The organism is Heyndrickxia acidicola (assembly GCF_001636425.1).
Lineage (GTDB): Bacteria > Bacillota > Bacilli > Bacillales > Bacillaceae_C > Bacillus_AE > Bacillus_AE acidicola.
This window is the reverse complement of record NZ_KV440953.1, coordinates 1,405,258-1,432,159: the sequence shown is the minus strand read 5'-3', so window position 1 is coordinate 1,432,159 and position 26,902 is coordinate 1,405,258. Positions and strand designations below refer to the sequence as shown.

The following is a 26,902-nucleotide window of genomic DNA, read 5'->3' as shown; positions in this document are numbered from 1 at the left end:
GCTCTTTTCAAACTCTTTGCTGCTTGTGCTCGAGAATTTGATAAAATATAGGGTCAATATACAACCTTTTGAAGAATGGATGAAAAGGTACCTCGATTACGGACTAACTATGAATTTGCCCATTCCACGAAAAGCACCAAGCTTTCCAAAAACAGCTAATATTTATTCAAGATGTTTGGTTTTAAGGTGTTCATGATTTATTATATAACAAGAACGCCATAATTAACATCGAAATTGCGAAGGAGCTAGTAAGTCATTTGAAAAAAAACAGAGCAAACATGATATATACAATCTTTGTCTTCACTATTTTGGCTGCATTTGACAATTTAATAATCGGCCTTTTTCCGCCATTATTCCAATCTATCTCCCATGATTTACACATTAAGCTTGCTGATATGGGGATTATATCTGCAGTGAATATTTTAGTCACTGCCGTGTCTTCTATTTTCTGGGGCTATCTCTCCGGAAGGTTTAAAAGAAAAAGACTGATTATGGCTGGAACGCTGATTTGGGCATTATCGGTTTTCTTAACGGCCATTTGTACCAGCTTCTTTCAGTTGCTTTTGTTCCAAATCCTTACGGGTATAGGGCTTGGATGTATTGCGTCCATTGGCTTCAGTGTGTTGACCGATTCTATCCCATACCGGATGAGAGGGCTTGTCCTGAGCCTGTGGGGTATGGCACAGGGTCTTGGCGGGATTGGAGGCTCTATAATGGCCTCTTTAATTGCTACTGCTTCAAGCTGGAGGACTCCGTTTGAAATAGTTGGTTTTATCGGTCTCATTTTAATTGTGCTTTACTTTTTTGTTCAGGAGCCTTCAAGGGGAGGAGCAGATCCCGAACTTCAAGAGCTCATTAAAAGCGGCAAATCATATAAACACATGATTCAGGCTAAGCAAATTTTAACAATAGCATTTAAAGGCAGCAATAAATATCTTTTTTTGCAGGCTTTCTTTATGAATGTTGCAACAGGAAGTTTGATTTGGCTTCCAACCCTTTACATTTTTAAAATTCAATTTGAGGGCTACAGGATGTCTACAGCAATGATTGCTTCTGGGTACTTATATGCTATTTTTCAGCTAGGCGGTATGTCATCTGCTTTATTTGGCCATATCGGAGACAGGCTCCAAAGGAAGTCCTATAAAGGCAGAGCTTATTTCACAGCCTTATTTGTTTTTCTTACGCTGCCCTTTTATGTGTTTATGTTTTTACTTCCTATGAACCACCTTTCATTGCCGGAGAATGGAAATCCTCCACTTATCCTTATTGCACTTATTAAGCAAATATTCTTAAATCCATGGATTGCCTTATTGTTTTTGCTGTCTGTATTTGCATCTGCAAGCCAATCCGCCAATACTCCTAATTGGCTTGCTCTGATATCAGACGTTAATCTCCCAGAGCATAGAGGGGCCGCATTCAGTTTAGCAAACCTATCTAACAGCCTTGGCAGAACTCTGGGAAATGTAGGAGTTGGGGTTTTGTTGAATGTCGTTTCAAGCTGGAGCCATGAACCTTATAGCTACACCATAACTCTTTCGCTGCTGCAGGCTTTTCTTATTCCAGCAGGGCTATGTTACATTTTGATGGCTAAGCATAACGTTTTGGATATCAGGAATGTTAAGGCAACACTCAGAGCGAGGTCAAAAGGATAAAACTTTAGAGAATGTCTCTTTGATAAAGGGATATTCTTTTTATACCATAAAATTATTATGTAAACTAAAAATAAAATAAACAAAAAAGATCTATGGGAAGCTAGATCTCCTTTGTACATCGTGATGTAAATATTATTTATTTGGAATGATATAGCTGCCGTCCTGTAAAGCGATAACGGTAATATCAATTCCTGTTGCCGTTTGTGTTTGACTTTGAAAGCCTGTTGCCTGGTTCTTTGCAACAAAATCAGCCCCGTTATATGAAAAATAAACATCATTCCCTATAATGTGGCAGTCATCTTTGTAAACAGATAGTTCGTACGCTGGCGGAGAGGAAGGGGAGCAGCCAGTTAATAAAGCCGCCGAAAATATAGCAATGCCTAGTATTAGTTTCATATAAAATCACCAATTTTTATATCGGCAGATTTCAAAATTATTTTAGTCTTTTTATAGAAGGCTGTTTTCGCATAGATTGTTGCTTTAGTACAAGGCATCATTCCGGATGTTGTCTGTCTTCGTGGCATCTTTTCGTAAGCAATTCACATCTTTTATTACTAAATCTTGATATTAAATCATTTTTTTGTGTCAATTAGCAACAAAGTTTTCGACAAGAGCCTTATAGAATGCGCTCTGTTCTTCATGCCATTGATATACACAGCAGAAGCTCGCTTTCCGCGTTCGGCAGCAGGGCTCCTCGTCGCTTAAGCGGGATCTCCCTACATTACCTTTTTTACATAAAAATCTTGCATATCCATTCCCATCAGCTTTGGACCAAATTACAAGCGAAAGGACAAAAGCTGAAAAAAATAAAGGGAGATGCATGCAGCACATCTCCCAGGTACATTATTTATCTGTTTGGCTTTTTTGATTTGATAGAGGCGGTTTTCCAGGTGCAGGCTTCCAGTTCTTCAGTTTGTTTTTCAAATAATCCTTCAAAAAGCCCTTTTTCTTATTTTTTCTTTTACTATAATTCTTCATAGAAAATCACCCTCCTTTTAGAAGGAATCGGTTTTTTTTCTTTTTATTATACCTCTGTTTTGTTAAGAAATATATATGCACATTTAGTTTGTGGTGAAAATGGTACATTCAGGTCAATTTATCGTCTATTAGGCACTGATTAAATGGAATTTCCTGCTTGAAAAAATAATAGATTATTCCTACAGGATAATGGGTATTTATCTAGAAGTATTTAATGAAAAGTTTTTAGCTCATTCGTGTGAAACGGCCAGTGTCACACGTCTTTCAGCCCAGCTGAAAGGTTACAGAAAAGAACGATCATTTATCAGCATAGAAATTTAACAGAGCTAATGAATAAATTAATGGAGGTTGAGAAGAATGCCGGTTAATCGTTACGGAGTATTAAAAGGACAACCAAAAGAAACAATTGATGGAACTGCACAAAGCCCTCATTACCAGGTGAGAATCCAAGATGATAACGGTGTGCAGTACAGGATAGCCGTGAATGTTTCTTCACAATCTCAGCCATCACAGGTATTGTATTTTGCAAGCGAAGATATAAATACGGATGAAACAACAAACTTGACTGCCCTTGGCACTGGATTTACATATATCCAAAATAATCAGCCTGATATAGGCCTTGATTATCAACGCGGAAACCTTTTTGACCATACAAAAATGATTCCGCTGCCTGAGACATTGCCAGGTCCAGACAACGACTTAAATGACGCAATTGACAGCTATTTTAAAGCTGCCATTCAAGAGAATGCCACTGTGTATGCGTTTGGAGATATTTGGGAAAACGAAACCAAACCTGATCCTTATTTTCATTTTACGCCGGGAAACGGGATTCATGATATCCATATGAATCAGGGGAATGTCGGTCAATGGACAGAGGATGATGGAATTTGGCAGGATGGAGGCATATTGATTAACTTTGATAAGACATCCCAAAAATGGGTGGGGATTTTCCTGGCATTCCAATCCCAATCCTGGTGTACGGATGATAATGGTCATGCTATAAAGCCTGTAGATGAATGTAACTATCAAACAAAATGAGTTGTAACATTTCTTAGGGAATAAATAAGGTCTTATATGCTCATTTATGTTCAGCCTAAAAATGTGGTACTACACAAAAAGCCTCCGCTTTTTGGTAAAATGTATCCTATAAAGCTGACACTTAAAAAGTCTCTTTCTATAGGGTACAATTTATATCAAGCGGAGGCGTTTTTATTACCTATTTTTGTATGGATGCTTCTAAAATTAGGCTTAGCAGCTGGCTGAATGATATTCCTGCAGCTTCTGCACTTTTTGGCAAAAGGCTGTTTTTTGTCATTCCAGGCAATGTATTGATCTCCATTACGTATGGAATTCCGTTTTTAATTATCATATCAATTCTTGCATAAACGCTGCATTTCAGTTCTTTATAACAAGAAAGTGCAGCCTTTGAAACCCGTTCAAAGACATCCGGCGGTAGCTCGATTACTTTTTCCACTGTTGAAAGGTCCTCATATTTAGAGATGTAATCGAAAAATTCACCTTGTGCTTCTATTCCCACAATAGGGAGTAATTCTCCATTCAGAATGGCGCAAGTGATTTCATCACCTTTTATATATTCTTCAATAAGCACTTCGTCATCCCACTTAAAGACTTCCTCAACAGCGGGAGCAAGCGATTCTTCATTATAAACGATTTTTACCCCTACACTGGATCCTCCTGAATTAGGCTTTACGACAACGGGATAGCCAAGCTGTTCAGCAGCATGAGTATGAATGCCTTCATTTTTTGTGAAAATAATCCAATTAGGTGTTTTAATGTCATGAAAACGAAAAATTTTCTTTGACATATTCTTATCCATGCACACGCTGCTAGAAAGTACACCGCTGCCTGTGTAGGGAATACCCAAAGTATCAAGTGTACCTTGAATGGTGCCATCCTCCCCATATTTTCCATGAAGTGCTATGAGTGCTGCGTCAATTCCTTTTGCTTTTTCAATCCAAACTTTTTTTTCATCAATTATGATAGGGACAGCCTCGTATTGGCTGCTATCCAGGTGTCTTATCATTTCATCGCCGGTCATAAGAGAGATTTGTCTTTCTGAGGAAAAACCTCCCATGATTACGCCAACTTTCATTTGTTTAGTCCCTCACTTTTTTTTAGTATTTCACCAATTTGTTTAATTCCAGTTTTAATTTGCTTTTCAGTTAATCTGGAAAATCCAAGACGGAGAGTATTGCCGCCTTGACCGTTTGTATAAAAAACATCTCCCGGCGAGAAGACAATCCCTTTTTCAAGGCATTTAGTTAAGAGGGAGCGGGTGTTTATTGAATCCTCAAATTCAATAAACAGATGCAAGCCACCATCACCGGATAATTTTTTATATGGAAGGTATTGTCTGCAGGCCTGAATAGCTGCTTCATATTTTTTCTTATAAACCATCTTTGCTTTCTTTAAATATTTCTCAAAATAGCCATCATGTAAATATTGGTACAGCAAAGCCTGATCCAATGTAGAAGTATGAATGGTACGGGCTCTTTTAATACTTTCAAGATAGTAAATGAGTTCTTTGTCAGCAAGAATCCATCCTACACGCAGGCCGGGAAAAAGGATCTTTGAGAAACTTCCGATGTAAACGACACTGTTGCCCAGGCCTTCGAAAGCTGCCAACGGTGCCACATGGGACCCCGAATAGCGAAGCTCCTCATTGAAACCATCCTCCACTATAGGGATATGATGGGCTGCCATCAAACGAATGATTTCCATTCTTTTTTCTGACGAAGTAACAATTCCAGTTGGGTTATGATAGGAAGGAATGAAGTAGGCAAAGTCAAACTTATTTTGACCAAGCTCTTTCTCAAGCCTTTGAAGATTGACACCGTCTTCTTGCATTTCAATCCCAGTAATGTGAAAGCCGTGAAGCCTGAAGAGCTTTATGGCAGAATAGTGAGTGGGATTTTCGCAGAGGACACTGCTGTACTTTCGGTGAATAGAAGATAAAAAGATGTCCAGTCCTTCCGTAAATCCGTTTGTAATCAGGATGTCTTTATCCGTTAGGTCAACCCCTTTGACCTCCATGTAGTTCTTTAAGTATTCCATCAGGGGTCTGTAGCCTTTCGCATATCCATAATTAAGGAGAATCTCACCCTCAATGGACATACGGGCCATAAAGGATCTTTTCACATTTGTCATATCGAACAGCTCTTCATCCGGTGCAATACTATTAAACGAGATCATTCCTTTTTCCCATTTCACCCCATGCTTCATGAGATCCATTTCTTCAGCTGATATGGCTGCTGCATTCATTTTTTCATTCCAGTAAATGTTTTCTGGTGATGAACCTCTGGCTATATCCACCATGCTGACGAAGTGCCCTTTTCCTTTCAGGGCATAGATTAGTTCTTCCTGCTCCAGTTCAGCATAAGCTGTAAGCACTGTATTTCTGCTCAAAGAAAGCAATGCACTCAGCTCACGTGTGGAGGGGAGCTTATGGTTTGCAGGTAAATTTCCATTCGTTATATGTTTCTTTAAATATTCTTTTAGCTGTATATAAACGGGCCGTCCTTCGATTAATTTAAAATCATTGAACAAGGCTTTAACCCCCTGTAATTAGTTTCGCATACTCTCTATTTTATCAAAAGATCCACCTAATCAAAAAAAATGATGGTGAGTGGTATCTAATAAGGCTCTTTTCGTAAACTTTGTTGCTATTGGTACAAAGATATCATTTGAAATATATGTTCAGCATTAAAACGTGCGAGGAGCTTTAGAAAAGATGCCATGAAGACAGACAACACACAGAGTAATCCTTTGTACGTAAAGCAACAATCTATGCGAAAAAAGCTTTTAATAAAAAGGCTGTGTTACATTTTAATGTTGATAAATGCTCGTTTTCTAGCTCATTATTTCAGCTGTGCTAAAAGGCCGTTTCACACCAATGAGCTAAAAACAACAATTTCCTTTAACAAGCCAATAAAAAAATAACATCTTTTCTGTATTACCGCCATGTTGAAAACAAGCGATACCCTTTTAGGAGGATAATAAACAAATAATTTTCGACATATAGCTTTCTCACCATTGAACTTCCGACAAAAATAGCTAAGATAAAACTCGTTTTTAACGCTGCTGTAAACTGGCGTCGATATTTTACTGTGTTCATCTCTATCATTCTCCGTTACTATGATAGTAATAGAATAGTTGAGAGAGATGCAGTCAAAAAGGTCAGAGTCTAGTATATGTATGCGGTCAGCGGACGTAATATTCAGCAGCTACTAGGAGGGGTAGAAAGTGAAGATTGAAATCGGACGGATACAGGCAGCGAACCCGGCGGGATTAGAAGATGAAGTTTTGGTAAAGCGCTTTCGAAAAGGTGACGGTGAAGCATTGAATTTTTTATTACATAGATACCAGAGGCTGGTTCGGGCCATGTCAAGCCGCTACTTTTTAAGGGGGGCAGACCGGGAGGATATCTTTCAGGAGGGAATGCTTGGTTTATATAAAGCCATTCGTGATTTTAAAGAAGAAAAAGGAGCATCCTTTAAATCCTTTGCCTCCCTTTGTATTAATCGTCAATTGATTACTGCAGTAAAAATATCAACAAGGCAAAAGCATGCCCCCCTAAACACTTCCATATCATTAAACAAGCCATTAAATGAAGAGGACAAGGATTGTACGCTTCTGGATATTATTCCTGGTGATAACGGCCTGGGGCCTGAAGAAATGATCATTGGTCAGGAGAGGGCGAACGATTTAGCAGGAAAAATCATCAGCATGCTGAGCGGATTGGAAAGAAAGGTATTGGCACTGTACTTGGATGGCTTAACGTATGAGGAAATGTCAGAGCACTTAAAGCAGCCTTTAAAGGCAATAGATAATGCTCTTCAACGGGTAAAACGAAAGCTCAGCAGGTTTATGGAGGAAAAAAAATCTCCCCATATGTTAAAACATGTTTTTGAAAGTCCTGCGAGAGAGAAGCTTTTCTCCAGCTGAACGATTAATATGTGCATTTATTGGAATGAATCAAGTGTGAGATACTGACTGGAGATCAGTATCTCTTTTTATTGCCTTTTTTTGTATAATTTAAGCTGCACGAATAAGTGGATGTAATACTTTTTATGTCTTTGGTAAAGGCTCTTTTCGTAAACTTTGTTGCTATTGTACACAAGAATATCAGTTTGAATATATATCCAGTATTGAAACTTGTGAATAACACACAAAAAGATGCCAAGAAGACAGAAAACTTACGGGATGTTCCTTTTTACGTAGAGCAGCAATTTATGCGAAAACAGCCAATAAAATGTGAGAAGCATCTATTATTGTGCTTTTTACCAACACTATTTTTTAAGAGACATAAAAAATCTTTAAAATAGGGAAATTAATAGTGGCAAAAAACGATATATTGATATATTATGATGAAGAACAAAGTTTTACTAAAATATAAGTATAAAATTACTAAAATTTTTCGCAGGCCGATGCAGGATCTCTAATCTGCTCTTACAAAAAAGGATTAAAATGGTAATGCTGAGGGTATAGTTAAAAAGATGCATACGGAAGATGCAAATCGCTGGTCATATGGACAATGCTTTTTTGATTGAAATTGTAAGGCTTTACATATGGTAGTGGGGTAAATGCGTGGCCGTGCAATGCTTATGTATATTTTCCTGACATTATGCCGGCGAAACCCAAGGAGGTGTACTGTTTAGTAAAGTTTTGGTTCTTTCCGGCTGGCAAAAACGACAAAGCTTTTTGCAAACGGATTCATTAAAGTGGCGAGAGGAGTATTGTAATGGGTAACGGTATTTTTCACCCTGGTTTAGTGGACTATTTAATCATTCTTGTTTATTTTGTATTTGTTATTTTAGTTGGTTACGCATTAAAAAGTAAAATGAAAACAGGAGAAGACTTCTTTTTATCCGGCCGTTCGATACCGGGCTGGATTACATCACTTGCATTCCTTTCGGCTAATCTTGGGGCTATAGAAATGCTAGGAATGGCTGCGAGCGGTTACGAGTATGGAATGATGACAGTGCATTATTATTGGATAGGTGCAGTGCCTGCAATGGTATTCCTCGGAATATTTATGATGCCGTTCTATTACGGATCGAAGGCGAGATCGGTGCCTGAATATTTAAAGTTTCGATACAACGAAGCAACAAGAGGATTTAATGCGATATCATTTGCAGTCCTGACGGTTTTAATGTCGGGGATAAGCCTTTATTCAATGGCGCTGATTTTAAAAGTACTGCTGGGCTGGTCATTGAATTTCAGTATCATTATAGCAGCAGTAATCGTATTGGTTTATGTTGGAATTGGCGGTCTTACGTCATCTATTTATAATGAGGTTATTCAATTTTTCCTTATCTGGATTGGTTTATTGCCATTAGTGATCATGGCGCTTATCGATGCTGGAGGCTGGAGTGGAATCATGGCGAAGGTGCCGGAAACATTTGCCCATATTTGGCATGGGACTGCTACAGCATCTGGAAATGGCATGAATGTGGACTGGCTGGGTGTAACACTCGGACTTGGATTTGTTCTATCGTTTGGTTATTGGACAACAGATTTTCTAGTTGTACAGCGTGCCCTGGCGGCAAAAGACATGACGGCAGCTCAAAACACGCCAATTATTGCCTCTTTTATTAAAATAGTTACACCAATTTTAACAGTAGTACCCGGTTTAGCTGCGATTGTATTGCTGCCTAAGCTCGGCCCAACCAGTCATGCAGGTGATTTTAACATGACTCTCCCGCTTTTAATGGCAAAATATTACCCTACAGGTATTTTAGGTCTCGGTATCACCGCGCTGCTTGCATCCTTCATGTCTGGTATGGCTGGAAATGTAACCGCATTTACAACTGTTTGGACTTATGACATTTATCAGGCATACATCAAGAAAGATGCTTCCGATAAACATTACCTGTGGATGGGGCGGATCGCAACAATAGTGGGTATGATTATCAGTATTTTTACAGCCTATATCGTAATGGGCTTCCCGAGCTTAATGGATTACATGCAGACATTGTTCGGTTTCTTTAATGCTCCTTTATTTGCTGTTTTCTTGCTTGGAATGTTCTGGAAGAGGTCTACAGGCTGGGGAGGATTTTGGGGACTTCTTTGCGGAACGCTTACTGCCGCTATTCTTTATTTCTTTCTTCCAAAAGATTTCTTCGCCAGTGCGGCAGCAGGGAACTTTTGGAGAGCATGGTGGGCATTTTTTGCAGCCGTTGTTATTGAAATCGTTGTCAGCATGTTCACAAAACCGAAAACAGAGAAAGAGCTCAAGGGTCTTGTGTTTGGATATCATGAAAAGCTGGTTCATACACATCTTCCGTGGTATAAAAGGCCAAAAGTGCTGGGTTCTATCTCAATTATCATTTTAATTATATTAAATATTTGGTTCTTTTAAAGGAGGAGATGCAGCTTGAACAGATTTACAGATATCAGATTAAACATTGGATTAATTTTGACCATCATTGGGGTATTGATATTATTAACAGGTTTAATCTCATCTCCTGAATTGAAAGCGCTCCATGGTGTTAATATTGATTTGATTTGGGGAATTGTTACGACAATTGTTGGTGTATTTTTCTTGCTGCTTTATGGAAAACATAAATAGGCGCAATAATTCTGTTGCTCCTTTTGCTTAATGCAAAGGGAGCTTTTATTTATTTAGAATCTGCACCGCTGAGTAAACGCTTGCAAAATTAATAATATTATGATAAATTTTCCGAGAAATCTATCTTTTTTATAGCCAGGGGAGGGGAGCTGTTTTACTAGGTTTAAGACAAATAAGCGTATAGGTTTTTGTGCAGAAAAAGTCTATGTATCTGTCCGTACAATTATTCACATGACAATTGAGCTGATTTTTTACGAAAAAAAGAAAACGTTTACGTGTGTGATAGGGAAATGGCCATTATCCATTTCGGAAGGAGACTCGTATATGTCCGCCAAAAAAAAGACTATAAAATTTTTTGCAGCCACTTGTCTGGCCGTTGTTTTGGTATTTATGAATAGTTCGGCCTTTTTCTTTAATCAAAAGGCATCAGCAGATTCATCAACGACAAGCATTATTGTTCATTTTCACCGCTATGATTCCAATTATACAAACTGGGATTTGTGGATGTGGCCTTACCAGCCAGTAAACGGTGATGGTGCAGCTTATGAATTCACAGGACCCACAGATGATTTTGGGGTGACGGCAAATGTTCAGGTTCCCGGAAATAATAGCCAGGTTGGCCTAATTGTCCGCAAAAATGATTGGAGCGAAAAAAACTCCCCGGATAATACGTACATCGACCTTTCTAAAGGCCATGAGGTATGGGTTGTTCAAGGGGATCCGACGATTTACTACAGCAAATCAGATGCTGAGGCTGCTTCTAAGCCGGCTATTTCCAGCGCCTATCTTGATGGAAAAAACAAAGTTACTGCAAAATTGAATGCTCCTTTGGTGTTAACAAATGATACAAGCCAATTTTCAGTTTTAGACCAAACAGCACATAAATGGATTTCAGCCACTTCTGTGAAATCAGGAAACACTGGATCAAATGCAACAGATTTACTAAACATCACTCTTTCCAAAAATCCAGATGTCAGGCACTCTCTTTTATTGGAAGTAAAGGGATACAAGGCTAAATCCATACTGCCGCGTAGTGTGCTGGATTTGGCTCAATATCAATATAAAGGAAATGATCTGGGTAATACATTCACAAAAAAATCAACGGCTTTCCGAGTCTGGGCTCCTACTGCTGAAGATGTTCATTTGCTCCTTTTCAACTCCGAAAATGGAAAAGTGACGAAAAAATTGAATATGGAACAGGGTAAGGGCGGAACCTGGAAATTGAAGGTAAAAGGGAATTTGAATAATTGGTATTACCTTTATGAAGTAAAAGTGAACGGTCAAACACAGGATGCAGTGGATCCGTACGTAAGAGCCATTTCAGTAAATGGTTCAAGAGGAATGATCGTGGATTTACAGCAAACCAATCCAGCAGGCTGGCAGAAGGACCGTCATTAAACCCGGGCTAATCCTGTAGATGAAACGATTTATGAAGTGCATGTACGTGATTTTTCTATTGACCCGAATTCAGGACAGAAACACAAAGGAAAATACCTTGCTTTTACTGAAAAGGGTACAACAGGCCCGGATCATGTCAAGACAGGTGTTGACAACCTGAAAGAACTAGGGATTAACACGGTTCAGCTTCAGCCTGTAGAGGAATTTAATAGTATTGATGAAACAAAGCCGGACACATACAATTGGGGGTATGATCCGAGAAATTACAACGTCCCTGAAGGTGCATATGCCACAACTCCAATAGGCACAGCCCGTATTAAAGAGATGAAGCAATTGGTGCAAAGTCTCCATCAAAGCCATATTGGCGTTAACATGGATGTTGTGTATAACCATACTTTTAGTGCTTTGGTTTCTGATTTTGATAAGATAGTCCCTGAATATTATTACAGAACGGATGATGCAGGCAACTATACGAATGGTTCAGGATGTGGAAACGAAATTGCAGCCGAACGCCCAATGGTACAAAAATTCATTATTGATTCTGTGAAATATTGGGTGAATGAATATCATATTGATGGTTTCCGATTTGATTTAATGGCTCTTTTAGGCAAAGATACAATGGCGAAGCTTTCTAAGGAATTGCACAAACAGCTTCCAGGAATTGTGCTTTACGGGGAGCCTTGGACAGGAGGAACATCTGGGTTATCAAGCGGCCAGCTTTTAACAAAAGGGCAGCAAAAGGGCTTGGGGCTTGCAGTGTTCAATGACAATATCAGAAATGGACTGGATGGCAATGTTTTTGATAAAACTGCAAAAGGCTTCGCGACAGGTGATACACAATCAACCCAGGCAATTAAAAATGGTGTCATGGGAAGCATAACGGACTTTACGTCAGAACCAAGCGAAACGATCAACTATGTTACCAGCCATGACAATATGACATTATGGGATAAAATAGCCGCAAGCAACCCGAATGATACAGAGCAAGACAAAATAAAAATGGATGAACTGGCTCAAGCTGTAGTATTCACTTCCCAAGGCGTTCCCTTCATGCAGGGTGGGGAGGAAATGCTGCGGACAAAAGGCGGAAATGATAACAGCTATAACGCAGGAGACCAGGTAAACCAGTTTGACTGGTCCCGTAAAGCAAAGTACAAGCAAGTGTTTGATTATTATGCAAATCTCATTCATTTGCGGAATGAGCATCCTGCCTTCAGAATGACAACCGCGGATCAGATTCAAAAGCATCTTTCATTTTTGGATAGCCCTGCAAATACGGTTGCCTTTGAACTAAAGGATCATGCTAATAACGATAAATGGAAAAATATTATTGTTATATATAATCCAAACAATACGGCTCAGACCCTGGTACTTCCTGCGGGAAAATGGAAAGTGAAACAGCTTGGAACGGAAAAAGGGCAATCATCTCTGTATGTTGAAGGAAGCGCACAGGTTGCTCCGATCAGCACGATGGTACTTTATCAGTAATAAAGGGAAAATACAGAACAAAAGAAACAGGTACGCGAATGGAGTGAGTTCTATGTTAAAAGTTGCGCTATTAAGCCGATGGCATGTGCACGCAGATGATTATGCAAGAGAAGCGAAAGAAAACCCTAATATTTTCATTTCGGCAATCTGGGATGAAGATGCCGAAAGAGGACGTAAATGGGCAGATGAGCTTGAAGTCCTCTTTATAGAGGATATTGATACATTGCTTGCAGATTCATCCATTGATGCAGTCATCGTAGCTGCTCCAACTGCAATGCATCATCAGATCATAGTGAAAGCGGCAAAAGCAGGCAAGCATATTTTTAGCGAAAAGGTGCTGGCTCTATCTTTTCAGGAAAGCAAGGACATTTTCTCAAGCGTGAAGGAATCAAATGTCCAGCTTATGCTTTCACTTCCAAGGCTTGTTGAAACGCCGTATCTCTATGCGAGTGAAGCAATAGAAAAAGGTTTGCTGGGCAAAGTAAATACTGTACGCTGCAGATGTGCACATGGGTTAGGCCTTCCTTCTGAAACAGAACCCTATGGATGGCTTCCCGAACACTTTTTTAATGAAGAGCAAACTGGCGGAGGAGCATTCATCGATCTAGGGGCGCATCCTATTTATATCGTCAACCGGCTGGCAGGAAAACCAAAAGCGGTGACAGCACGCCTTGAAGCTTTTTATGACCGATCTGTTGATGATAATGCTATTGCAATTGTAGAGTATGAAACTGGAATTCTTGGAATCTGTGAAACTTCCTTTATATCATTGCACACTCCGTTTATAAAATTAGAGGTGTATGGAAGTGAAGGGACTTTACTGATTGAAGACGACAGCATACGAATAAAAAGCAGCAAACTCGACCCATATGAATGGGTGATTCCTGAACATGTCCCAGCAAAAGGGAAAATGCCAATGGAACAATGGGTAGATGCCATCCTGAATCATACCGTGCCATCCATTACGGATGAGGATGCTTTTCTATTAACTCAAATTAATGAAGCGGCGGCAAAATCACATCGAACAGGAGAAAGAGTGCTCATTTAGTTAACGGAAAGAAGGGATAAAAAAGTGGTACGTTATTTAGATGGAACTGTGGCACTTGTAACAGGCGGTTCGCGTGGATTAGGAAAATGGATATCCTACTCTCTTGCTCAAGCTGGTGCAAATGTGATGGTTAATTATGCTCATGACAGTAAGGGAGCCCAAAAAACAGTGCAGTGGATTGAAGAAAACGGAGGAAGGGCAGTGGCAGCCAAAGCGGATATTACCAATCAGGAAGAGGTAATCCAGCTTGTAAAGATGGCAGAACAAGAATTTGGTTCATCGATTGATATCATCGTAAATAATGCAACTGGACCTCAGCCTGAACTTTCCATTGAAGAAAGCAATTGGAAAGATTATTTGGATCAGCTTGAGTTTTTTGTAAAGGCCCCTTTGCTCCTATTGAAGGCAGTACTTCCATGTATGAAAAAGAAGATGGGCGGGAGGATTATCAATATAGGAAGTGAAGTCGTACAAATTGGAAATCCTTTTTTTGCTAATTATGTGACAGCTAAGTCTGCACAAATTGGTATGACACGTTCCTGGGCGGCAGAATTAGGTCCGTATGGCATTACGGTTAATCTAGTTCATCCCGGTTTTATCCCGGTCGAAAGGCATGAAGGGGTAGATCCGACAGAGTATCAGCAGAAAGTTCCGCTAAAAAGAATGGGAGAACCTGCTGATATAGGAGAGACAGTTGTATTTTTGGCTTCGGGCGGCGCAAAATTTATTACAGGGCAATCCATAGCTGTTAATGGCGGAAATACATTTGGAACATAATAATTTATTCTATTAATTGCGCTGTTAAAATTTTTATAATGAATACTGCTCGTTTTTTTAGCTCATTCGTGTGAAACTACCGTTACACATGCCTTTCAGCTCTGCTGAAAGGTTACAGTAAAGAAAGGAAACCCATGCAAACTTGTTTGCATGGGTTTCCTTTCTTTACTGTAAAATGAGCTAAAAAACACAGCGTCCTTTTGCCTTTGCTCTAACAGTTAAGTGATACAACAGGAATAATTAACATGTTTTTAGCAAGACTATAAAAAAAGGTTTAGCTAAGGTGGGTACTGATGGATAATTATACGAATGATAATACAGCCAGACGATATCAGGCGCATGTCAGTATTCTTGGTACAACACAGGTTCACTTGCGAAATCCTTATATCATTGCGTGGTGGAGCGCTGCATTTCCTGGATTTGGACACCTCCTATTGTCGAAGTACTTGAGGGGATTCGTATTGTTTATTTGGGAAGTGCTCGTTAATTTAAAAGCTCATCTTAATGTGGCTATGATTTATTCCTTTCAGGGAAAAATTGATTTAGCAAAAGAAGTGCTGGATACGCGGTGGCTTTTAATTTATATTCCTGTGTATATCTTCGGCATATGGGACAGCTATCGTACCACTATTGATATGAATCAAGTATACATATTGGCTAAACACGAAAACCATCGATTTAATTCCTTTAGTATGGGTGCGCTGGAAATCAACTATATGGATAAACGATACCCGATACTTGCAATATTTTGGTCTTTGACTGTCCCTGGCTTGGGGCAGCTTTACCTGCACCGCATCGTAACAGCATTTTTCTCTCTCACCTGGACGGTAGTTTTTTATTACTATTCACACGGACTTCAAGCAATCTCGCTTTTGTTTCTGGGGAAAATACAGGAAGCCACGAATGTTATTAACATGGAATGGTTTTTATTTTTTCCTTCAATCTACGGCTTTGCCGTCTATGATTCCTATATGAACACCGTAGAAAATAATAATTTATTTAATATGGAGCAAAGAGTTTTTCTGACAGAACAATATCAATCCACTGCGTTCCAAATTAAAAAAGGACAAAAAGTGAAGTGATCCTATGCAAATTTTTTCCACATTCGAGCATAGCTCTTTTTTGGAAGTATCGATTGCCTTAATTGAAAAAGAAGGTGTAAAGAAAGAAAATATTTTTGCTATTCCCCTCGATAACAGAGTGGAGCAGCGTAAAGTATTTGATACTATGAACCGTTCGGATGGAACGACGCTTATTGACATCGGGATGGCCTTGGCAACAGCCTTCGCGGTCATCGGTGCAAGTGTTGGATTTATACTGGCTTGGGGTCCGATTTATTGGGGATTAATCGGGGCTTTTATTGGCTTTATGATTGGCTTTGCCATCCGCCTTTTTACAGAGCTTGTAATCAAGAAAAGAAAAAGAGTGTTAAAAGGCCAGCATTCAGAATTGATATTGATCATTGAATGTGAAGATAGCCTATCTTCTGTCATTGAAAAAATTTTATGGGATCACTTTGCTCTTGGGGTGGCCAAAATTAAACAGGAAAATAACAATGTATAAAAGAGTGGATAGGAATGACACCAGAGTGATGAATTTCCCACCTATAATGTATGACTCCTCTGGGCAAATTAACAGAGGAGTCTTATGAGGAAAAAGTTTAATGGGCAGAATCTTAGTCCGTTTTTATTTTTGTGCAGGGAAATAACTAAAGAGGTAGTAGGAAAGAATTCTGTTTGAAAATGGTTAGGAAAAATTGATGTGTTCATTTGGTAAGCTTTTATTTTTTATTCATTATCACTTGACTGAATGAAATTTATATGTTATAATTAAATATTTTTTTATTGACTTCATTAGGTGATCCGTGATAAATATAAAGTGGAACAATTAAAATAAGGCGGCTTTAAAAGGCTGGTAGTTAGATAGAAAAAAATAATAGTTATAGAGAATACACTTTCCTAAAGTGAGGGGAAACCTAATGGAGACATTGCCATGCAAAGGCTGCAGGGGGTTATGCTGCGGTCACGGAAAAAGAATTAATAAAAATAAAAAAGAAAATCAAAAATATGCCCAGAAAAATGAGAGACGCTTTAGAAAATCAAACGAGATTTCATGGTACCTGTATATTCTTTAACACGGAAAAAGATCAATGCGGTATCTATGTAGTTCGCCCCAGTCGCTGCAGTATGTTTGGACTATATAAAGGGATGGCTTGCTTTCGAAAGCCGGAATTAGCAACAAAAAATCAAACGGCACCAGAAAAAAACGCTGGCATTCTATCTATTGATTATACATGGAAGGATTTCAAATAGCATGCTTTATTGGGATAATGTGTTAATGTGATTTATAAAAGTTTCTAATAGGTTGACAAAGAGATTAAAGCTTATTATTATATGTTTAAGAATTTAAACATTTAAACCTATTGGATGGAGGAAAAAGATATGAACAAAAAAACGGCTTTAATTACTGGTGCGACAAGCGGATTGGGGTATGAATTTGTAAAGCTATTTGCGAATGATGGCTACGATCTTGTATTAGTTGCACGAAACAACATCAGGCTTAGTGAGATAAAAAATAGCTTTAAAAATGTAAATGTTACTACTATCGCCAAGGACTTAAGCATTGAAGGTGCAGCCAGGGAAGTCTTTGAACAAGTCGAACAGGAAGGTATCTTGATAGACATTCTGGTAAATAATGCTGGATTCGGGCTAAAGGGCAGTTTCGACAAGCTGGACATCCAAAAACAGCTTAGCATGATACAGCTTAATACTGGGGCATTAACTGAGTTAACCTATTATTTTCTTCAAAAAATGAAGCAAAGAAACAGCGGCAGAATATTAAATGTAGCCAGCACGGCTGCGTTTCAGCCAGGACCACTAATGGCCGTTTACTTTGCTACAAAGGCATATGTATTATCTTTGTCCGAGGCACTTATGGAAGAATTATCAGGCACCTCCATTACAGTAACAGCTCTTTGTCCCGGGGCGACCAAAACAAACTTTGGTGCTGTGGCAAATGTCGAGAATTCTAAAATGTTCAGCCAGGCGATGTCTGCAGAAGTAGTGGCAAAACAAGGATATGCTGCATTAATGAACGGAAAAAGGGTGTTTGTTCCTGGAGGAGCAAATAAAGCAGGTGTTCTGGGAGCAAAGTTTATGCCAAGAAGATTAGCGGCAAAAGTGGCGAAATATGTAGCAGGCGATAAATAATTTTTGAGTGGAGGAAAACTCTATGGGACAACAAGCAATTGAAATTTTTCGGGATTGTATTCCGTTATTTAATGCATTAAGCGACCCTGCCAGACAGGATATCATTCTGCTTTTGGCTGAAAAAGAGCCCTTAAGCGTAAATGAAATTGCCGAAGCATCTAATCTATCACGGCCGGCCATTTCCCACCATTTAAAGATCCTTCGTGATAACCACCTGGTTTCAATTGAACAGAAGGGAACACAGCGCTACTACTCATTATCCTTGAATGAAAGTGTACATCAATTAAAGCAGCTGATTAGGGTTGTAGAGGAAGAATGTATTGTTGATCATTCTTAACAAAAGGTTGTTTCCGCATAGATAGTTACATTTTCGTACAATGGATGAATTCTTATTCATTACATCTTTTTGTCAGCTATTCACGACTTCCATACAGAAACGAGTATTTTCATCTTTTTTTTATGTCAAATTGCAAAAAAGGCTTCATGAATTAGAGAGTGGAATTGTTGATAGTTTAGCACCATCCCCAAGGAATTTATAAGGACTGCAGCGAATATAGTACCATAGAAAAATATGTCACCAGCAAAACTTGGAGGGTTCTTTAATGAATGAAAAATATCCTATTGGCCAATTTCAATTTGAGGGAGAAATAACTCCATCTGTAAGAGAAGGCTGGATTAAAGAGATAGAGCGTCTGCCCCTAAAGCTAAAGGAAGCCGTTAAAGACTTATCGGATGTACAGCTTAATACCCCATATCGGAACGGGGGATGGACTGTTTGGCAGGTGGTTCACCATGTTGCAGACAGCCATATGAATGCTTACATTCGGTTTAAGCTGGCTCTGACAGAAGACAAACCGATAATTAAACCCTATGAGGAAGCAAGGTGGGCAGAACTCGCTGACTATTCTTTGCCCATAGATGTGTCACTTGCTTTATTGGATGCCCTGCACGAACGCTGGACTGCACTTTTAAAGGATTTGACTTTATCAGAATTAAAAAAGACGTTTATCCATCCAGAATCCGGAGAAATTTCTTTAGAAAAAAATATAGGCTTGTACGCATGGCATGGACGTCATCATGTTGCCCATATTGAATCCTTAAAAACGAAGATGGGTTGGGACAATTAAATAATAATGTAAGTTAAGATACAAAAAAATGGAGGAACCTGTGTTCTTCCATTTTTTTAGGGTGAAAAAAGAAGGAAGATTTTTATTGAACCAATGTAGTCTCTGTCTAGCTCCAGCGCCTACCGGCTAGTTGATTTAAACCGGAAGATTAATTTCCAAGTTCCTGTAGTAATTTTTTAAAAGTATAAAAACCGGGCTTTGGCGAATAATCGTCTTTAAGAATACCAAATTGATGAAATAAATCATCTTTTGAAGAATCTGCATCGCGAAGTCCAAATAATTCGTAATGTGTAATGTTTATTTGCTGTCTAAGATTGTTAATGGTTCGAATCACCTTTTCAAGAACCTGAGCTTGGTGTTCGTACGTTCGTTCATATTCCAAAAAAGGATTTTTCCCTGTTGGCCAGCCGTTTTCCGTTACCCGTATCGGGACCAACTCGTGAATTCCCGCCTGGGGAAGATATTTGTCTCTGAGATTACGCAACGTTGTTTCAACAGCCAGAGGAATTTCCTCTAAATCCATTGGTTCCTCGAATACATCCACATAAAAATTATGTCCTACAAAGTCCACTGCTTCAACAAACGATTTCCCTCCTTGTTTTCCGAGTTTTTCCCAGAAGGCAGATATAGCAGCGGGACTGTCAGGGACCGATCCAAAACCAATTTTAATAGGACAATTTCGGGCCAAAGCTTCTTTTTTTGCTGTCTTTACCCCTTCAATTAGCACCTCCATTACATACGGCTTTGCCCCCTCCATAAAGGATAAATTGGGTTCATTTGTAATTTGAAGTGATTGAAGCTGTTTTCCGTACTTCTGTATAATCTTCCGCAAAAATTCAAGCCACGCATCAAGATTTACAGGGGATTCCTGCATGCATCCTACCGTTAAATCACCTAATAAACCTGCGTGACCATATCGTTCTGCCGCTAAAAAAAGCGATGTTACTTTTTCTGGCCCCATATAGACAAGATAGTTTCTGGGAATAAGTTTTTTTTCATTTTTTCGCAAGCTATTGAGAGCAGCGTTAATTTTAATAAAATCATCTTCAGGCCCGACAGCCAGGCCGACGGGAGTTCCAGCTGGGCTCAACGGATATATGCCAAAGGTTAAGCCGGTTTCTTTCACTTAATTCACCCTCTTAAACGCCTTCAGATCGCAAGGCATTATAATGTCAGTTCGTTATAAATATGTTTCTAAATCATCTTATACTCACTCGTTTAGTACATAATTAATAACAATTTAATATAAAATTATGGTATATTCAATAGGTGTAATGGAAAAATAATAAACAATTATTTACTAATGGAGTCGTGTGAAAATGAAACTGAAAATAGATCAAATAGCCGGGGGCTTTATACAGCTGCTCCCTCTCGTGTTTACCAAACTAAATAAAAAACAATTAAATGCTTTGGATTTAACACATCTGCAAGCTCATATTTTAGAGGAGTTATTTCAGGCGAAAGAGGGAATTTCCATTACACAGCTTGGCCAAAAAATCAACATATCAAAGCAGCAGTTAACCCCTTTAATTACAAAGCTGGCTGAAAAAAAATATATTTTAAAAGAACAAAATCCCCATGATAAACGTGCAATTAAACTGGTGATCACGGAAAGAGGAAGGGAAAAGGTTCAAGAGCGCTGGGCTGCATTTTATCATGCGTTTACCGAGAAAATTGCGGGGGTTACAGAAGAGGAATTGGATGATCTTCATTACTCAATTAATAAAATAAACCGAATTTTTGGCAGGCTTTGACTGTGTGATCAACCCCTCGTTGAGCCTCTAGCTAAAAACGATATAGAAAGAGAATGACTAAATAAATGTAGCGATTCCCGCGAAGTAATGATTCAATTGACAAAGGAATTTTATTCATGATATATTTATCTCGAATTAAAGATATTTTAGTTTGAAGTAATTTGAAGCTATTAGGCTGTATTTTACATTTGCTTGGAAGGAAAAAGTAAAAGGTATTTGATAAAGGCTCTTTTCGTAAGCTTTGTTGCTAATTGACATAAGAAATGATTTAAAGTCATGATTTAATATTTAAAGATGTGAATAGCTTACAAAAGATGCCCCGAAGACAGACAACATACGGAATGATGCGTTGTACGTAAAGCAACAATCTGTGCGAAGACAGCCTTGATAAAAATTGAGACGTTAATTTAAAGTCGAATAAAATCTGTAGCCCAGTTGGAGGAATGGAAATGAACCAATTAAAAGGCATTCACCATGTTACAGCTATAACCAGCAGTGCGGAAAAGAATTATGAATTTTTTACATTTGTATTAGGTATGCGATTAGTAAAGAAAACTGTCAATCAGGATGATATTCAGACCTATCATTTGTTTTTTGCTGATGATACAGGGAGCCCTGGAACAGATATGACCTTTTTTGATTTTCCGGGAATTCCAAAAGGTGTCCATGGAACAAATGAAATATCCAAAACCTCTTTCAGGGTTCCAAGCGATGCGGCTATTGACTATTGGCTGAATCGTTTTGAACGTCTTAAAGTAAAGAACAGTGGAATCAAAGAGCAGTTTGGCACAAAAACACTTTCATTTGTTGATTTTGACGATCAGCAATACCAGCTGATATCAGATGAAAAAAATGAAGGTGTCAAAGCAGGTATTCCTTGGCAAAATGGTCCTATCCCGCTTGAATATGCGATTACTGGTCTTGGCCCCATTTTTGTGAGAGTGGCTAATGTGGATTATTTTAAAGAAATGCTTGAGAAGGTGCTTCAATTTAAAGAGATTGCGAAAGAAGGAGCGTTTCATTTATTTGAGGTAGGGGAAGGCGGCAATGGCGCCCAAATTGTTGCAGAGCATAATGTCATCCTGCCTGAGGGTCGCCAAGGGTACGGTACTGTTCATCATGCAGCATTCCGGGTAGAAAACAGGTCCGTATTAGAAGAGTGGATTAAGCGAATGCATAGCTTTGGTTTTCAAACATCCGGCTACGTTAACCGTTATTTCTTTGAATCGCTTTATGCACGGGTAGCTCCGCAAATTTTATTTGAGTTTGCAACGGATGGTCCTGGTTTTATGGGAGACGAGCCGTATGAGACACTTGGAGAAAAATTATCCCTGCCTCCATTTTTAGAGGCAAAACGTGAAGAGATTGAACGTATGGTTCGGCCGATTAACACGGTTAGGAGTACAATAGACTTCACTAAGGAATCATTTTAATAATCATGCAAAGAAGGATTAGATCACATGGTCTATCCTTTTTTTTAACATTGTTTAGCTTTTCTTGATACGAATAGAAATAAAGGATCACTTCATACTACTAACGAGGTGATCATATGGAGTTTGAATTTTTAACTCAGGATAGTGCAGTACCCTGCTTGATAACAGCAGACAAGGACAATGGAAGATATATGGTTCGGAAGCCGGATACAAGCGGGGAAGTCTTTAATAATAAAGAAGAGCTTGTACAGTGGTTAAAAAAAAACTGGGTAAAGAATCATATTTTAGATGAAGCTTTGTTCTCCAAGATGATGACATCATTAAAAGAAGAATAGTGGCAAACATGACATTTCTCTCCTCTTTTATTTACTGAAGAAAAGTGATAAGGTTCCCTTCTTTTTTTTGGACTTGTTAAATTTATACGTTAATAGCTGCTCGTTTTTAGCTCATTCGTAATACGATCGTTTAACACGAATGAGCTAAAAATCAACATAGGATCGCTGCATAACTAGATAATAAAAGGCTCTGGCTGTCATTTGTTGGCAGCCTGCTTTTATGGCAGTGCAAGAGGATGGCAGAAGGTTTTTGGGCTTTCTTTGCAGAATACTTTGTGAGTAAAATTGTTAAAACAATAAAGGTAAGGGGTTATATCTGCTGTAAAGCTGTAATGGAGAGGGATGTAATGAATAAAAGAGGGTGTTTAAGCTATTGACTCGACAATTGATGAAAAGTGCCAACTATAGAGAACACTTACGTGCAGACTGTGAAAAGTGTTTCGGCTTATGCTGTGTAGCGTTATCGTTTGCGGAATCTACGGATTTTGCTTTTGATAAAACGGAAGGAACTCCTTGCAGAAATCTGCAAAAAGATGATCGTTGCGGAATTCATAAAAACCTAAGAAAGAATGGCTTCCGCGGGTGTACGGTATATGAATGTTTTGGAGCTGGCCAAAAGGTTTCTCAAGTAATATACAATGGGAATATCTGGAGGAGAAATCCTGAGACAGCTAAAGAAATGTTTGCAGTATTTCCCATAATACAGCAGCTTCACGAAATGTTATATTAATATTATGAAGCGTTAAGCTTAGAAGAAGCTCGGCCCATTTTTAAGGATATAGAGAAGGTTTTACAGGAAACGGAGCTTCTCACCTCTTTAAACCCCGAGTCGATCTTAGATCTTTATGTACCGAGCCATAGAGATAAGATCAATAATTTACTTATAAAGACAAGTGAATTAGTCCGTAAAAAAGTAAAAAATAATCAAATAAATAACAAGATGATATAAATCTTGAAGAAGCGTGATCTCATAGGAGCAAATTTAAGAGGGGCTAATCTTAAGGGGGTTAATTTGAGAGGTGCGTTGCTTATTGCTTCAAACCTCCAAGAAGCGGACATGCGGTCAGCAGATCTTATTGGTGCTGACTTGAGAGATGCTGATATTAGCGGTGCCAATCTCATAGGAAGCATTTTTCTAACACAAGTACAAGTGAATGCAGCTTAAGGTGATATCTATACAAAATTACCGCCTTCATTAAGCATACCTGATCATTGGCTTAATTAAATGAATGGCTCTGTTAAAAAAATGTTCATTTTAAATCTATGCTGATTGGAGCGGAAAGAGAGCGCCTGCAGCGGGAATCAACAGTTAAGATTAACTAATCTACTAAAAAAGGTGAAGCTTGTTTAAATTAATGGTAAAGTTAGAAAGAAAATTTTAAAAGTGAGTAGGCGAACATTATGATAGAGGTAAAAAAATCTCCACTAAGTGATGGAGAATTTAATCGCGGAGTATTTGCTACATGTGATATTAAAAAAGGAGAGCTTTTACACGAGGCACCTGTAATTTCTTATCCAAATGAACAGCACCAACACATTGAGAAAACCATTCTTGCCGATTACGCTTTTGAGTATGGGATAAATCATACGGCTATTCTCCTTGGTTATGGGATGCTGTTTAACCATTCTTATGAGCCGAATGCCACATATGAAATTAATTTTGAAAATCACACCTTTGACTTCTATGCTTACACTGACATAAAAGCAGGTGACGAGATTTTAATTAATTATAATGGCGATGTTGATGATAAAGAAAAACTGTGGTTTAATCAGGACTAAAAAGGATAGCACGATCCGTTTAAGCATGGCCGTGCTTTAGTGTGTGAATTAGGGGTGATTTCGGTTTCCCTCATAAAAAAAGGATACCGGACAAGCCTCGCCTAGTAAAAAAGTTTTGAGGTGTAAGAGAATGAATAAACGATGGACAATTGATAAAATTAAAGAATTTGTTGATAACAATTCGGAAAGTAAGCTGTTAACTACAGAATATCACGGTTTTTCTCAAAAGTTACAATTTAGGTGTGCTTGTGGCAGCATTTTTGAAAAAACGTTTACGAAATTTAAAAATAATAACCAGCGTAAATGTGATGTATGCCAGCCGCCAAAAGCTTCACGCTAAAAGCAAAGCAAAATAAATAAAGTGCATATAGACATTAAAAAACTCGCCAATTGGCGAGTTTTGCTTCAAAAAAAGAGTATAAAATGCTCCATTAAATAAAGTATTTAACCAATGTAGTCTCTGTCTAGCTTCATCGCTTTATTTTAAGATCCGCTCTCATTTTATCCTCTTATAAGAGATTCAGCACCGTCGATGAAAATTGCCGTTCCACTAATATGGCTGGAATCATCAGATGATAGAAAAAGGACTAGATCTGCAACTTGCTCCGAAGTACCAGGTTTTCCTTCCAACGGCTGGTCTCCCTTAGGAAATTCTACAGGAATTTTAACCTTTTCCAAATTTTCAGATGGCCATGTATTTTGATCGATGTTTGTGTCAATAGCTCCAGGACATATGGCGTTCACACGAATTTTATATGTAGAGAGCTCTAGGGCTGCCATCTTCATAAAGGCTACTTGTCCAGCTTTTGAACTGCTATACGCAGACATACCAATGTTAGAGAAGATTCGGTTTCCATTCACAGAGCTTGTAATGATGATGCTCCCGCCATTTTTCTTTAAAAAGGGAATGGAATACTTGGTTAACAGAAAAGTTCCTTTTAAATTGGTCGTAAGGGTCTCATCCCAATCATTTGGAGAGAGATCTTCAATAGGGGATACAGTACCATTAATTCCTGCATTTGCGAAAACAATATCGAGCCGTCCCCAGCGTTCCGCGGCTTCTTTTACACCGCTTTCGACCATTTCTGGATTAGCAATATCTACTTCCTTTGCAAATGCATCTCCTCCGATTGCTTTAATTTCTTCTGCTGCTTTTTCTGCCCGGCTTTGTTTGATATCAAAAATGCATACCTTAGCTCCTTGCTTTGCTAATTTTATTGCTGCTGCTTTTCCAATTCCGGAACCCCCGCCGCTCACAATTGCCACTTTGTCCTTTAATCTCATCTTTATTGCTCCTCTCTCTGCATAATTCAAAAAGTCCCAAATAGTTTACCCATTTATCGCTAGCTTGTAACCCGAATCTATAAAAACTGCTTCCATTCTAAAATGAATGAAAGCAGGAATAGGAAATCGGTAGAGGAGAATAGATGATGACACTTTAAGTTTTCATAAGCTATACTAAACAGAGTTTTTTTACTGGCAATTCTGCGTTACGTTAAATTTCGGAGCATTAACGAGAAATAAGAAAATATTTGGGTGAAAAAGAGGGGAACATAACAAAAACAGTCATGTATATGGAGGTTTCCGGTATTTGTAAAAAAAATAAAAATCATAAAAACTTAAAATCTAAAAATGAGATTTTTTATCATTTTTAATCACGGGAGTGTATAAGATTAGAATGTGATAGAAAAAAGCCACTTGGTACGGCCATACCAAGTGACCGCTATCCTATTTATGAACAATCACGGCAATGAGCGAGAGAATGGCAACGAGAAAGAAAACAAATGTACAAAAAATGAAATAAAGTTTAGTCATGATGCTCACCTCCTTGATATAAGTATATGAGGGGAACAAACGGACATTCTTTTTTTCAACATTTTTTGTATATGTCATTCGAACTATTTTTCCACCCTTTAAGGTGGATTTTTTAATTTTATTTAACCTTTTCTATACTTTTCATTCGTGGTGCAAGAAAAGAAGAGCTTATCCCATTTGAAACAAATACATATAAAGAGCGACTAAATACAGCAAAATATAGATAATTGCACAGATCTTGAAGAGAATTGTAAAAAAACCTTTTTCTTTTTTTAGAATAACTAAGTACAGGATGGAAAGAATTACAACGACAATAAAACGAGGTGTAACGGCAAGTTCATAAAGTTGTAAATACATAAAGGCCTCCAAATTCCGTCATCATGATGAATATAGACTCCATAGGAGAGGGAGTTACATAACAAATTTCGCTCCACATATAAAACTATGCTGACATAAAAAATGCTAAATAAATTTTAAGGTTATAATACTACTGTCCAGAATAATGAAAAAGAGCTTTT

At 38.4% G+C, this 26,902-nt stretch carries 27 protein-coding genes and 2 pseudogenes; 22 read left to right on the top strand and 7 right to left on the bottom strand.

Translation table 11 applies throughout. From position 1 onward, the window contains the following. Nucleotides 1-257 precede the first annotated feature (257 nt). Nucleotides 258-1,652 carry an MFS transporter gene (locus A5N88_RS06690; RefSeq protein ID WP_198160192.1) on the top strand — a complete coding sequence of 465 codons (1,395 nt, stop codon included), beginning with the start codon at nucleotides 258-260 and terminating at the stop codon, nucleotides 1,650-1,652. Nucleotides 1,653-1,784: 132 nt separating this feature from the next. Here A5N88_RS06690 and A5N88_RS06685 read toward each other — a convergent pair whose 3' ends face one another. Next, complete coding sequence (locus tag A5N88_RS06685; protein WP_066264299.1) at nucleotides 1,785-2,048, bottom strand: hypothetical protein; 264 nt, start codon at nucleotides 2,046-2,048, stop codon at nucleotides 1,785-1,787. Nucleotides 2,049-2,495: 447 nt separating this feature from the next. Beyond that, the gene (locus A5N88_RS26085) at nucleotides 2,496-2,630 is read right to left on the bottom strand and encodes a hypothetical protein (protein ID WP_260525546.1); all 135 of its coding nucleotides are present in this window, start codon (nucleotides 2,628-2,630) and stop codon (nucleotides 2,496-2,498) included. A 357-nt stretch (nucleotides 2,631-2,987) separates the two neighbouring features. Between A5N88_RS26085 and A5N88_RS06675 the strand changes: the two genes are divergently transcribed. Continuing rightward, complete coding sequence (locus A5N88_RS06675) at nucleotides 2,988-3,668, top strand: YukJ family protein (RefSeq protein ID WP_066264297.1); 681 nt, start codon at nucleotides 2,988-2,990, stop codon at nucleotides 3,666-3,668. 178 nt (nucleotides 3,669-3,846) lie between these two features. Here A5N88_RS06675 and A5N88_RS06670 read toward each other — a convergent pair whose 3' ends face one another. Beyond that, nucleotides 3,847-4,743 (bottom strand): D-alanine--D-alanine ligase, encoded by an 897-nt coding sequence (locus A5N88_RS06670; protein WP_066264296.1) that lies wholly within the window; start codon nucleotides 4,741-4,743, stop codon nucleotides 3,847-3,849. After that, nucleotides 4,740-6,197, bottom strand: coding sequence for a MocR-like pyridoxine biosynthesis transcription factor PdxR (gene pdxR, locus A5N88_RS06665; RefSeq protein WP_066264293.1), 1,458 nt, complete (start codon nucleotides 6,195-6,197; stop codon nucleotides 4,740-4,742). The genes A5N88_RS06670 and pdxR overlap by 4 nt, the downstream gene beginning before the upstream one ends. A 702-nt stretch (nucleotides 6,198-6,899) precedes the next feature. On the opposite strand from pdxR, the gene sigH reads away from it, so the two are divergent. The 14 genes and pseudogenes from sigH to A5N88_RS06600 all read left to right on the top strand — a co-directional run bounded on the left by sigH (nucleotide 6,900) and on the right by A5N88_RS06600 (nucleotide 19,268). Continuing rightward, nucleotides 6,900-7,595 carry an RNA polymerase sporulation sigma factor SigH gene (gene sigH / locus A5N88_RS06660; RefSeq protein ID WP_412733830.1) on the top strand — a complete coding sequence of 232 codons (696 nt, stop codon included), beginning with the start codon at nucleotides 6,900-6,902 and terminating at the stop codon, nucleotides 7,593-7,595. A gap of 796 nt (nucleotides 7,596-8,391) precedes the next feature. Further along, on the top strand, nucleotides 8,392-10,011 hold the full coding sequence (locus tag A5N88_RS06650; RefSeq protein ID WP_066264287.1) for a sodium:solute symporter family protein: 1,620 nt from the start codon (nucleotides 8,392-8,394) through the stop codon (nucleotides 10,009-10,011). A 15-nt stretch (nucleotides 10,012-10,026) separates the two neighbouring features. Then, entirely contained in the window at nucleotides 10,027-10,221 is a 195-nt protein-coding gene (locus A5N88_RS06645) for a hypothetical protein (protein ID WP_066264286.1), read from the top strand. Between the two features lie 324 nt (nucleotides 10,222-10,545). Further along, complete coding sequence (locus tag A5N88_RS24210; RefSeq protein WP_198160190.1) at nucleotides 10,546-11,619, top strand: pullulanase-associated domain-containing protein; 1,074 nt, start codon at nucleotides 10,546-10,548, stop codon at nucleotides 11,617-11,619. 21 nt (nucleotides 11,620-11,640) lie between these two features. Next, a pseudogene (pulA, locus tag A5N88_RS24205) lies at nucleotides 11,641-13,107 on the top strand (type I pullulanase); the annotation flags it as partial. 52 nt (nucleotides 13,108-13,159) lie between these two features. Next, nucleotides 13,160-14,155: a Gfo/Idh/MocA family protein gene (locus A5N88_RS06635; protein ID WP_066264285.1), complete on the top strand. Its 996-nt coding sequence runs from the start codon at nucleotides 13,160-13,162 to the stop codon at nucleotides 14,153-14,155. 24 nt (nucleotides 14,156-14,179) lie between these two features. Next, nucleotides 14,180-14,932: an SDR family oxidoreductase gene (locus A5N88_RS06630; protein WP_066264283.1), complete on the top strand. Its 753-nt coding sequence runs from the start codon at nucleotides 14,180-14,182 to the stop codon at nucleotides 14,930-14,932. Nucleotides 14,933-15,225: 293 nt separating this feature from the next. Then, the gene (locus A5N88_RS06625) at nucleotides 15,226-16,014 is read left to right on the top strand and encodes a hypothetical protein (protein WP_066264282.1); all 789 of its coding nucleotides are present in this window, start codon (nucleotides 15,226-15,228) and stop codon (nucleotides 16,012-16,014) included. A gap of 4 nt (nucleotides 16,015-16,018) precedes the next feature. Continuing rightward, nucleotides 16,019-16,495 (top strand): hypothetical protein, encoded by a 477-nt coding sequence (locus A5N88_RS06620; protein ID WP_066264280.1) that lies wholly within the window; start codon nucleotides 16,019-16,021, stop codon nucleotides 16,493-16,495. Between the two features lie 415 nt (nucleotides 16,496-16,910). Further along, on the top strand, nucleotides 16,911-17,066 hold the full coding sequence (locus A5N88_RS26380; RefSeq protein ID WP_198160374.1) for a hypothetical protein: 156 nt from the start codon (nucleotides 16,911-16,913) through the stop codon (nucleotides 17,064-17,066). Continuing rightward, nucleotides 16,999-17,244, top strand: coding sequence for a YkgJ family cysteine cluster protein (locus A5N88_RS06615; protein WP_083953067.1), 246 nt, complete (start codon nucleotides 16,999-17,001; stop codon nucleotides 17,242-17,244). The genes A5N88_RS26380 and A5N88_RS06615 overlap by 68 nt, the downstream gene beginning before the upstream one ends. Nucleotides 17,245-17,373: 129 nt before the next feature. Continuing rightward, nucleotides 17,374-18,141, top strand: a complete 768-nt coding sequence (locus A5N88_RS06610) for an SDR family NAD(P)-dependent oxidoreductase (protein ID WP_198160187.1) — start codon at nucleotides 17,374-17,376, stop codon at nucleotides 18,139-18,141. 22 nt (nucleotides 18,142-18,163) lie between these two features. Then, a complete protein-coding gene (locus A5N88_RS06605; protein WP_066264278.1) occupies nucleotides 18,164-18,478 on the top strand; it encodes an ArsR/SmtB family transcription factor in 315 nt (104 codons plus the stop codon). Nucleotides 18,479-18,743: 265 nt separating this feature from the next. Beyond that, complete coding sequence (locus tag A5N88_RS06600; RefSeq protein ID WP_066264277.1) at nucleotides 18,744-19,268, top strand: YfiT family bacillithiol transferase; 525 nt, start codon at nucleotides 18,744-18,746, stop codon at nucleotides 19,266-19,268. Between the two features lie 148 nt (nucleotides 19,269-19,416). On the opposite strand, the gene A5N88_RS06595 is transcribed toward A5N88_RS06600, so the two are convergent. Continuing rightward, nucleotides 19,417-20,394, bottom strand: coding sequence for a hypothetical protein (locus A5N88_RS06595; protein ID WP_066264275.1), 978 nt, complete (start codon nucleotides 20,392-20,394; stop codon nucleotides 19,417-19,419). A 193-nt stretch (nucleotides 20,395-20,587) separates the two neighbouring features. Here A5N88_RS06595 and A5N88_RS06590 point away from each other — a divergent pair, with 193 nt between their 5' ends. The 6 genes and pseudogenes from A5N88_RS06590 (at nucleotide 20,588) to A5N88_RS06565 (ending at nucleotide 24,909) form a co-directional block, all read left to right on the top strand. Then, the gene (locus A5N88_RS06590; RefSeq protein WP_066264274.1) at nucleotides 20,588-21,022 is read left to right on the top strand and encodes a MarR family winged helix-turn-helix transcriptional regulator; all 435 of its coding nucleotides are present in this window, start codon (nucleotides 20,588-20,590) and stop codon (nucleotides 21,020-21,022) included. 449 nt (nucleotides 21,023-21,471) lie between these two features. Continuing rightward, nucleotides 21,472-22,455, top strand: a complete 984-nt coding sequence (locus A5N88_RS06585) for a ring-cleaving dioxygenase (RefSeq protein ID WP_066264272.1) — start codon at nucleotides 21,472-21,474, stop codon at nucleotides 22,453-22,455. A gap of 116 nt (nucleotides 22,456-22,571) precedes the next feature. After that, nucleotides 22,572-22,790: a hypothetical protein gene (locus A5N88_RS06580; protein WP_066264270.1), complete on the top strand. Its 219-nt coding sequence runs from the start codon at nucleotides 22,572-22,574 to the stop codon at nucleotides 22,788-22,790. 373 nt (nucleotides 22,791-23,163) lie between these two features. Continuing rightward, a pseudogene (locus tag A5N88_RS06575) lies at nucleotides 23,164-23,955 on the top strand (pentapeptide repeat-containing protein). A 236-nt stretch (nucleotides 23,956-24,191) separates the two neighbouring features. Further along, a complete protein-coding gene (locus tag A5N88_RS06570; protein WP_066264266.1) occupies nucleotides 24,192-24,569 on the top strand; it encodes an SET domain-containing protein in 378 nt (125 codons plus the stop codon). Between the two features lie 130 nt (nucleotides 24,570-24,699). After that, the gene (locus A5N88_RS06565; RefSeq protein ID WP_066264265.1) at nucleotides 24,700-24,909 is read left to right on the top strand and encodes a hypothetical protein; all 210 of its coding nucleotides are present in this window, start codon (nucleotides 24,700-24,702) and stop codon (nucleotides 24,907-24,909) included. A 161-nt stretch (nucleotides 24,910-25,070) separates the two neighbouring features. On the opposite strand, the gene A5N88_RS06560 is transcribed toward A5N88_RS06565, so the two are convergent. Next, nucleotides 25,071-25,853, bottom strand: a complete 783-nt coding sequence (locus A5N88_RS06560; protein WP_066264264.1) for an SDR family oxidoreductase — start codon at nucleotides 25,851-25,853, stop codon at nucleotides 25,071-25,073. A gap of 699 nt (nucleotides 25,854-26,552) precedes the next feature. Beyond that, nucleotides 26,553-26,741 (bottom strand): hypothetical protein, encoded by a 189-nt coding sequence (locus tag A5N88_RS06555; RefSeq protein ID WP_066264263.1) that lies wholly within the window; start codon nucleotides 26,739-26,741, stop codon nucleotides 26,553-26,555. Nucleotides 26,742-26,902: the final 161 nt, after the last annotated feature.

Coding starts and splice junctions, on each gene's coding strand:
- A5N88_RS06670 (WP_066264296.1), bottom strand. CDS start 4,743: ATGAAAGTTGGCGTAATCATGGGAGGTTTTTCCTCAGAAAGACAAATC.
- A5N88_RS06620 (WP_066264280.1), top strand. CDS start 16,019: ATGCAAATTTTTTCCACATTCGAGCATAGCTCTTTTTTGGAAGTATCG.
- A5N88_RS06585 (WP_066264272.1), top strand. CDS start 21,472: ATGAACCAATTAAAAGGCATTCACCATGTTACAGCTATAACCAGCAGT.
- A5N88_RS26380 (WP_198160374.1), top strand. CDS start 16,911: ATGGAGACATTGCCATGCAAAGGCTGCAGGGGGTTATGCTGCGGTCAC.
- A5N88_RS06635 (WP_066264285.1), top strand. CDS start 13,160: ATGTTAAAAGTTGCGCTATTAAGCCGATGGCATGTGCACGCAGATGAT.
- A5N88_RS06625 (WP_066264282.1), top strand. CDS start 15,226: ATGGATAATTATACGAATGATAATACAGCCAGACGATATCAGGCGCAT.
- A5N88_RS06600 (WP_066264277.1), top strand. CDS start 18,744: ATGAATGAAAAATATCCTATTGGCCAATTTCAATTTGAGGGAGAAATA.
- A5N88_RS06560 (WP_066264264.1), bottom strand. CDS start 25,853: ATGAGATTAAAGGACAAAGTGGCAATTGTGAGCGGCGGGGGTTCCGGA.
- A5N88_RS06590 (WP_066264274.1), top strand. CDS start 20,588: ATGAAACTGAAAATAGATCAAATAGCCGGGGGCTTTATACAGCTGCTC.
- A5N88_RS06675 (WP_066264297.1), top strand. CDS start 2,988: ATGCCGGTTAATCGTTACGGAGTATTAAAAGGACAACCAAAAGAAACA.
- A5N88_RS06650 (WP_066264287.1), top strand. CDS start 8,392: ATGGGTAACGGTATTTTTCACCCTGGTTTAGTGGACTATTTAATCATT.
- A5N88_RS06685 (WP_066264299.1), bottom strand. CDS start 2,048: ATGAAACTAATACTAGGCATTGCTATATTTTCGGCGGCTTTATTAACT.
- A5N88_RS06605 (WP_066264278.1), top strand. CDS start 18,164: ATGGGACAACAAGCAATTGAAATTTTTCGGGATTGTATTCCGTTATTT.
- A5N88_RS06555 (WP_066264263.1), bottom strand. CDS start 26,741: ATGTATTTACAACTTTATGAACTTGCCGTTACACCTCGTTTTATTGTC.
- A5N88_RS24210 (WP_198160190.1), top strand. CDS start 10,546: ATGTCCGCCAAAAAAAAGACTATAAAATTTTTTGCAGCCACTTGTCTG.
- A5N88_RS06580 (WP_066264270.1), top strand. CDS start 22,572: ATGGAGTTTGAATTTTTAACTCAGGATAGTGCAGTACCCTGCTTGATA.
- A5N88_RS06570 (WP_066264266.1), top strand. CDS start 24,192: ATGATAGAGGTAAAAAAATCTCCACTAAGTGATGGAGAATTTAATCGC.
- A5N88_RS06610 (WP_198160187.1), top strand. CDS start 17,374: ATGAACAAAAAAACGGCTTTAATTACTGGTGCGACAAGCGGATTGGGG.
- A5N88_RS06565 (WP_066264265.1), top strand. CDS start 24,700: ATGAATAAACGATGGACAATTGATAAAATTAAAGAATTTGTTGATAAC.
- A5N88_RS26085 (WP_260525546.1), bottom strand. CDS start 2,630: ATGAAGAATTATAGTAAAAGAAAAAATAAGAAAAAGGGCTTTTTGAAG.
- A5N88_RS06615 (WP_083953067.1), top strand. CDS start 16,999: ATGCCCAGAAAAATGAGAGACGCTTTAGAAAATCAAACGAGATTTCAT.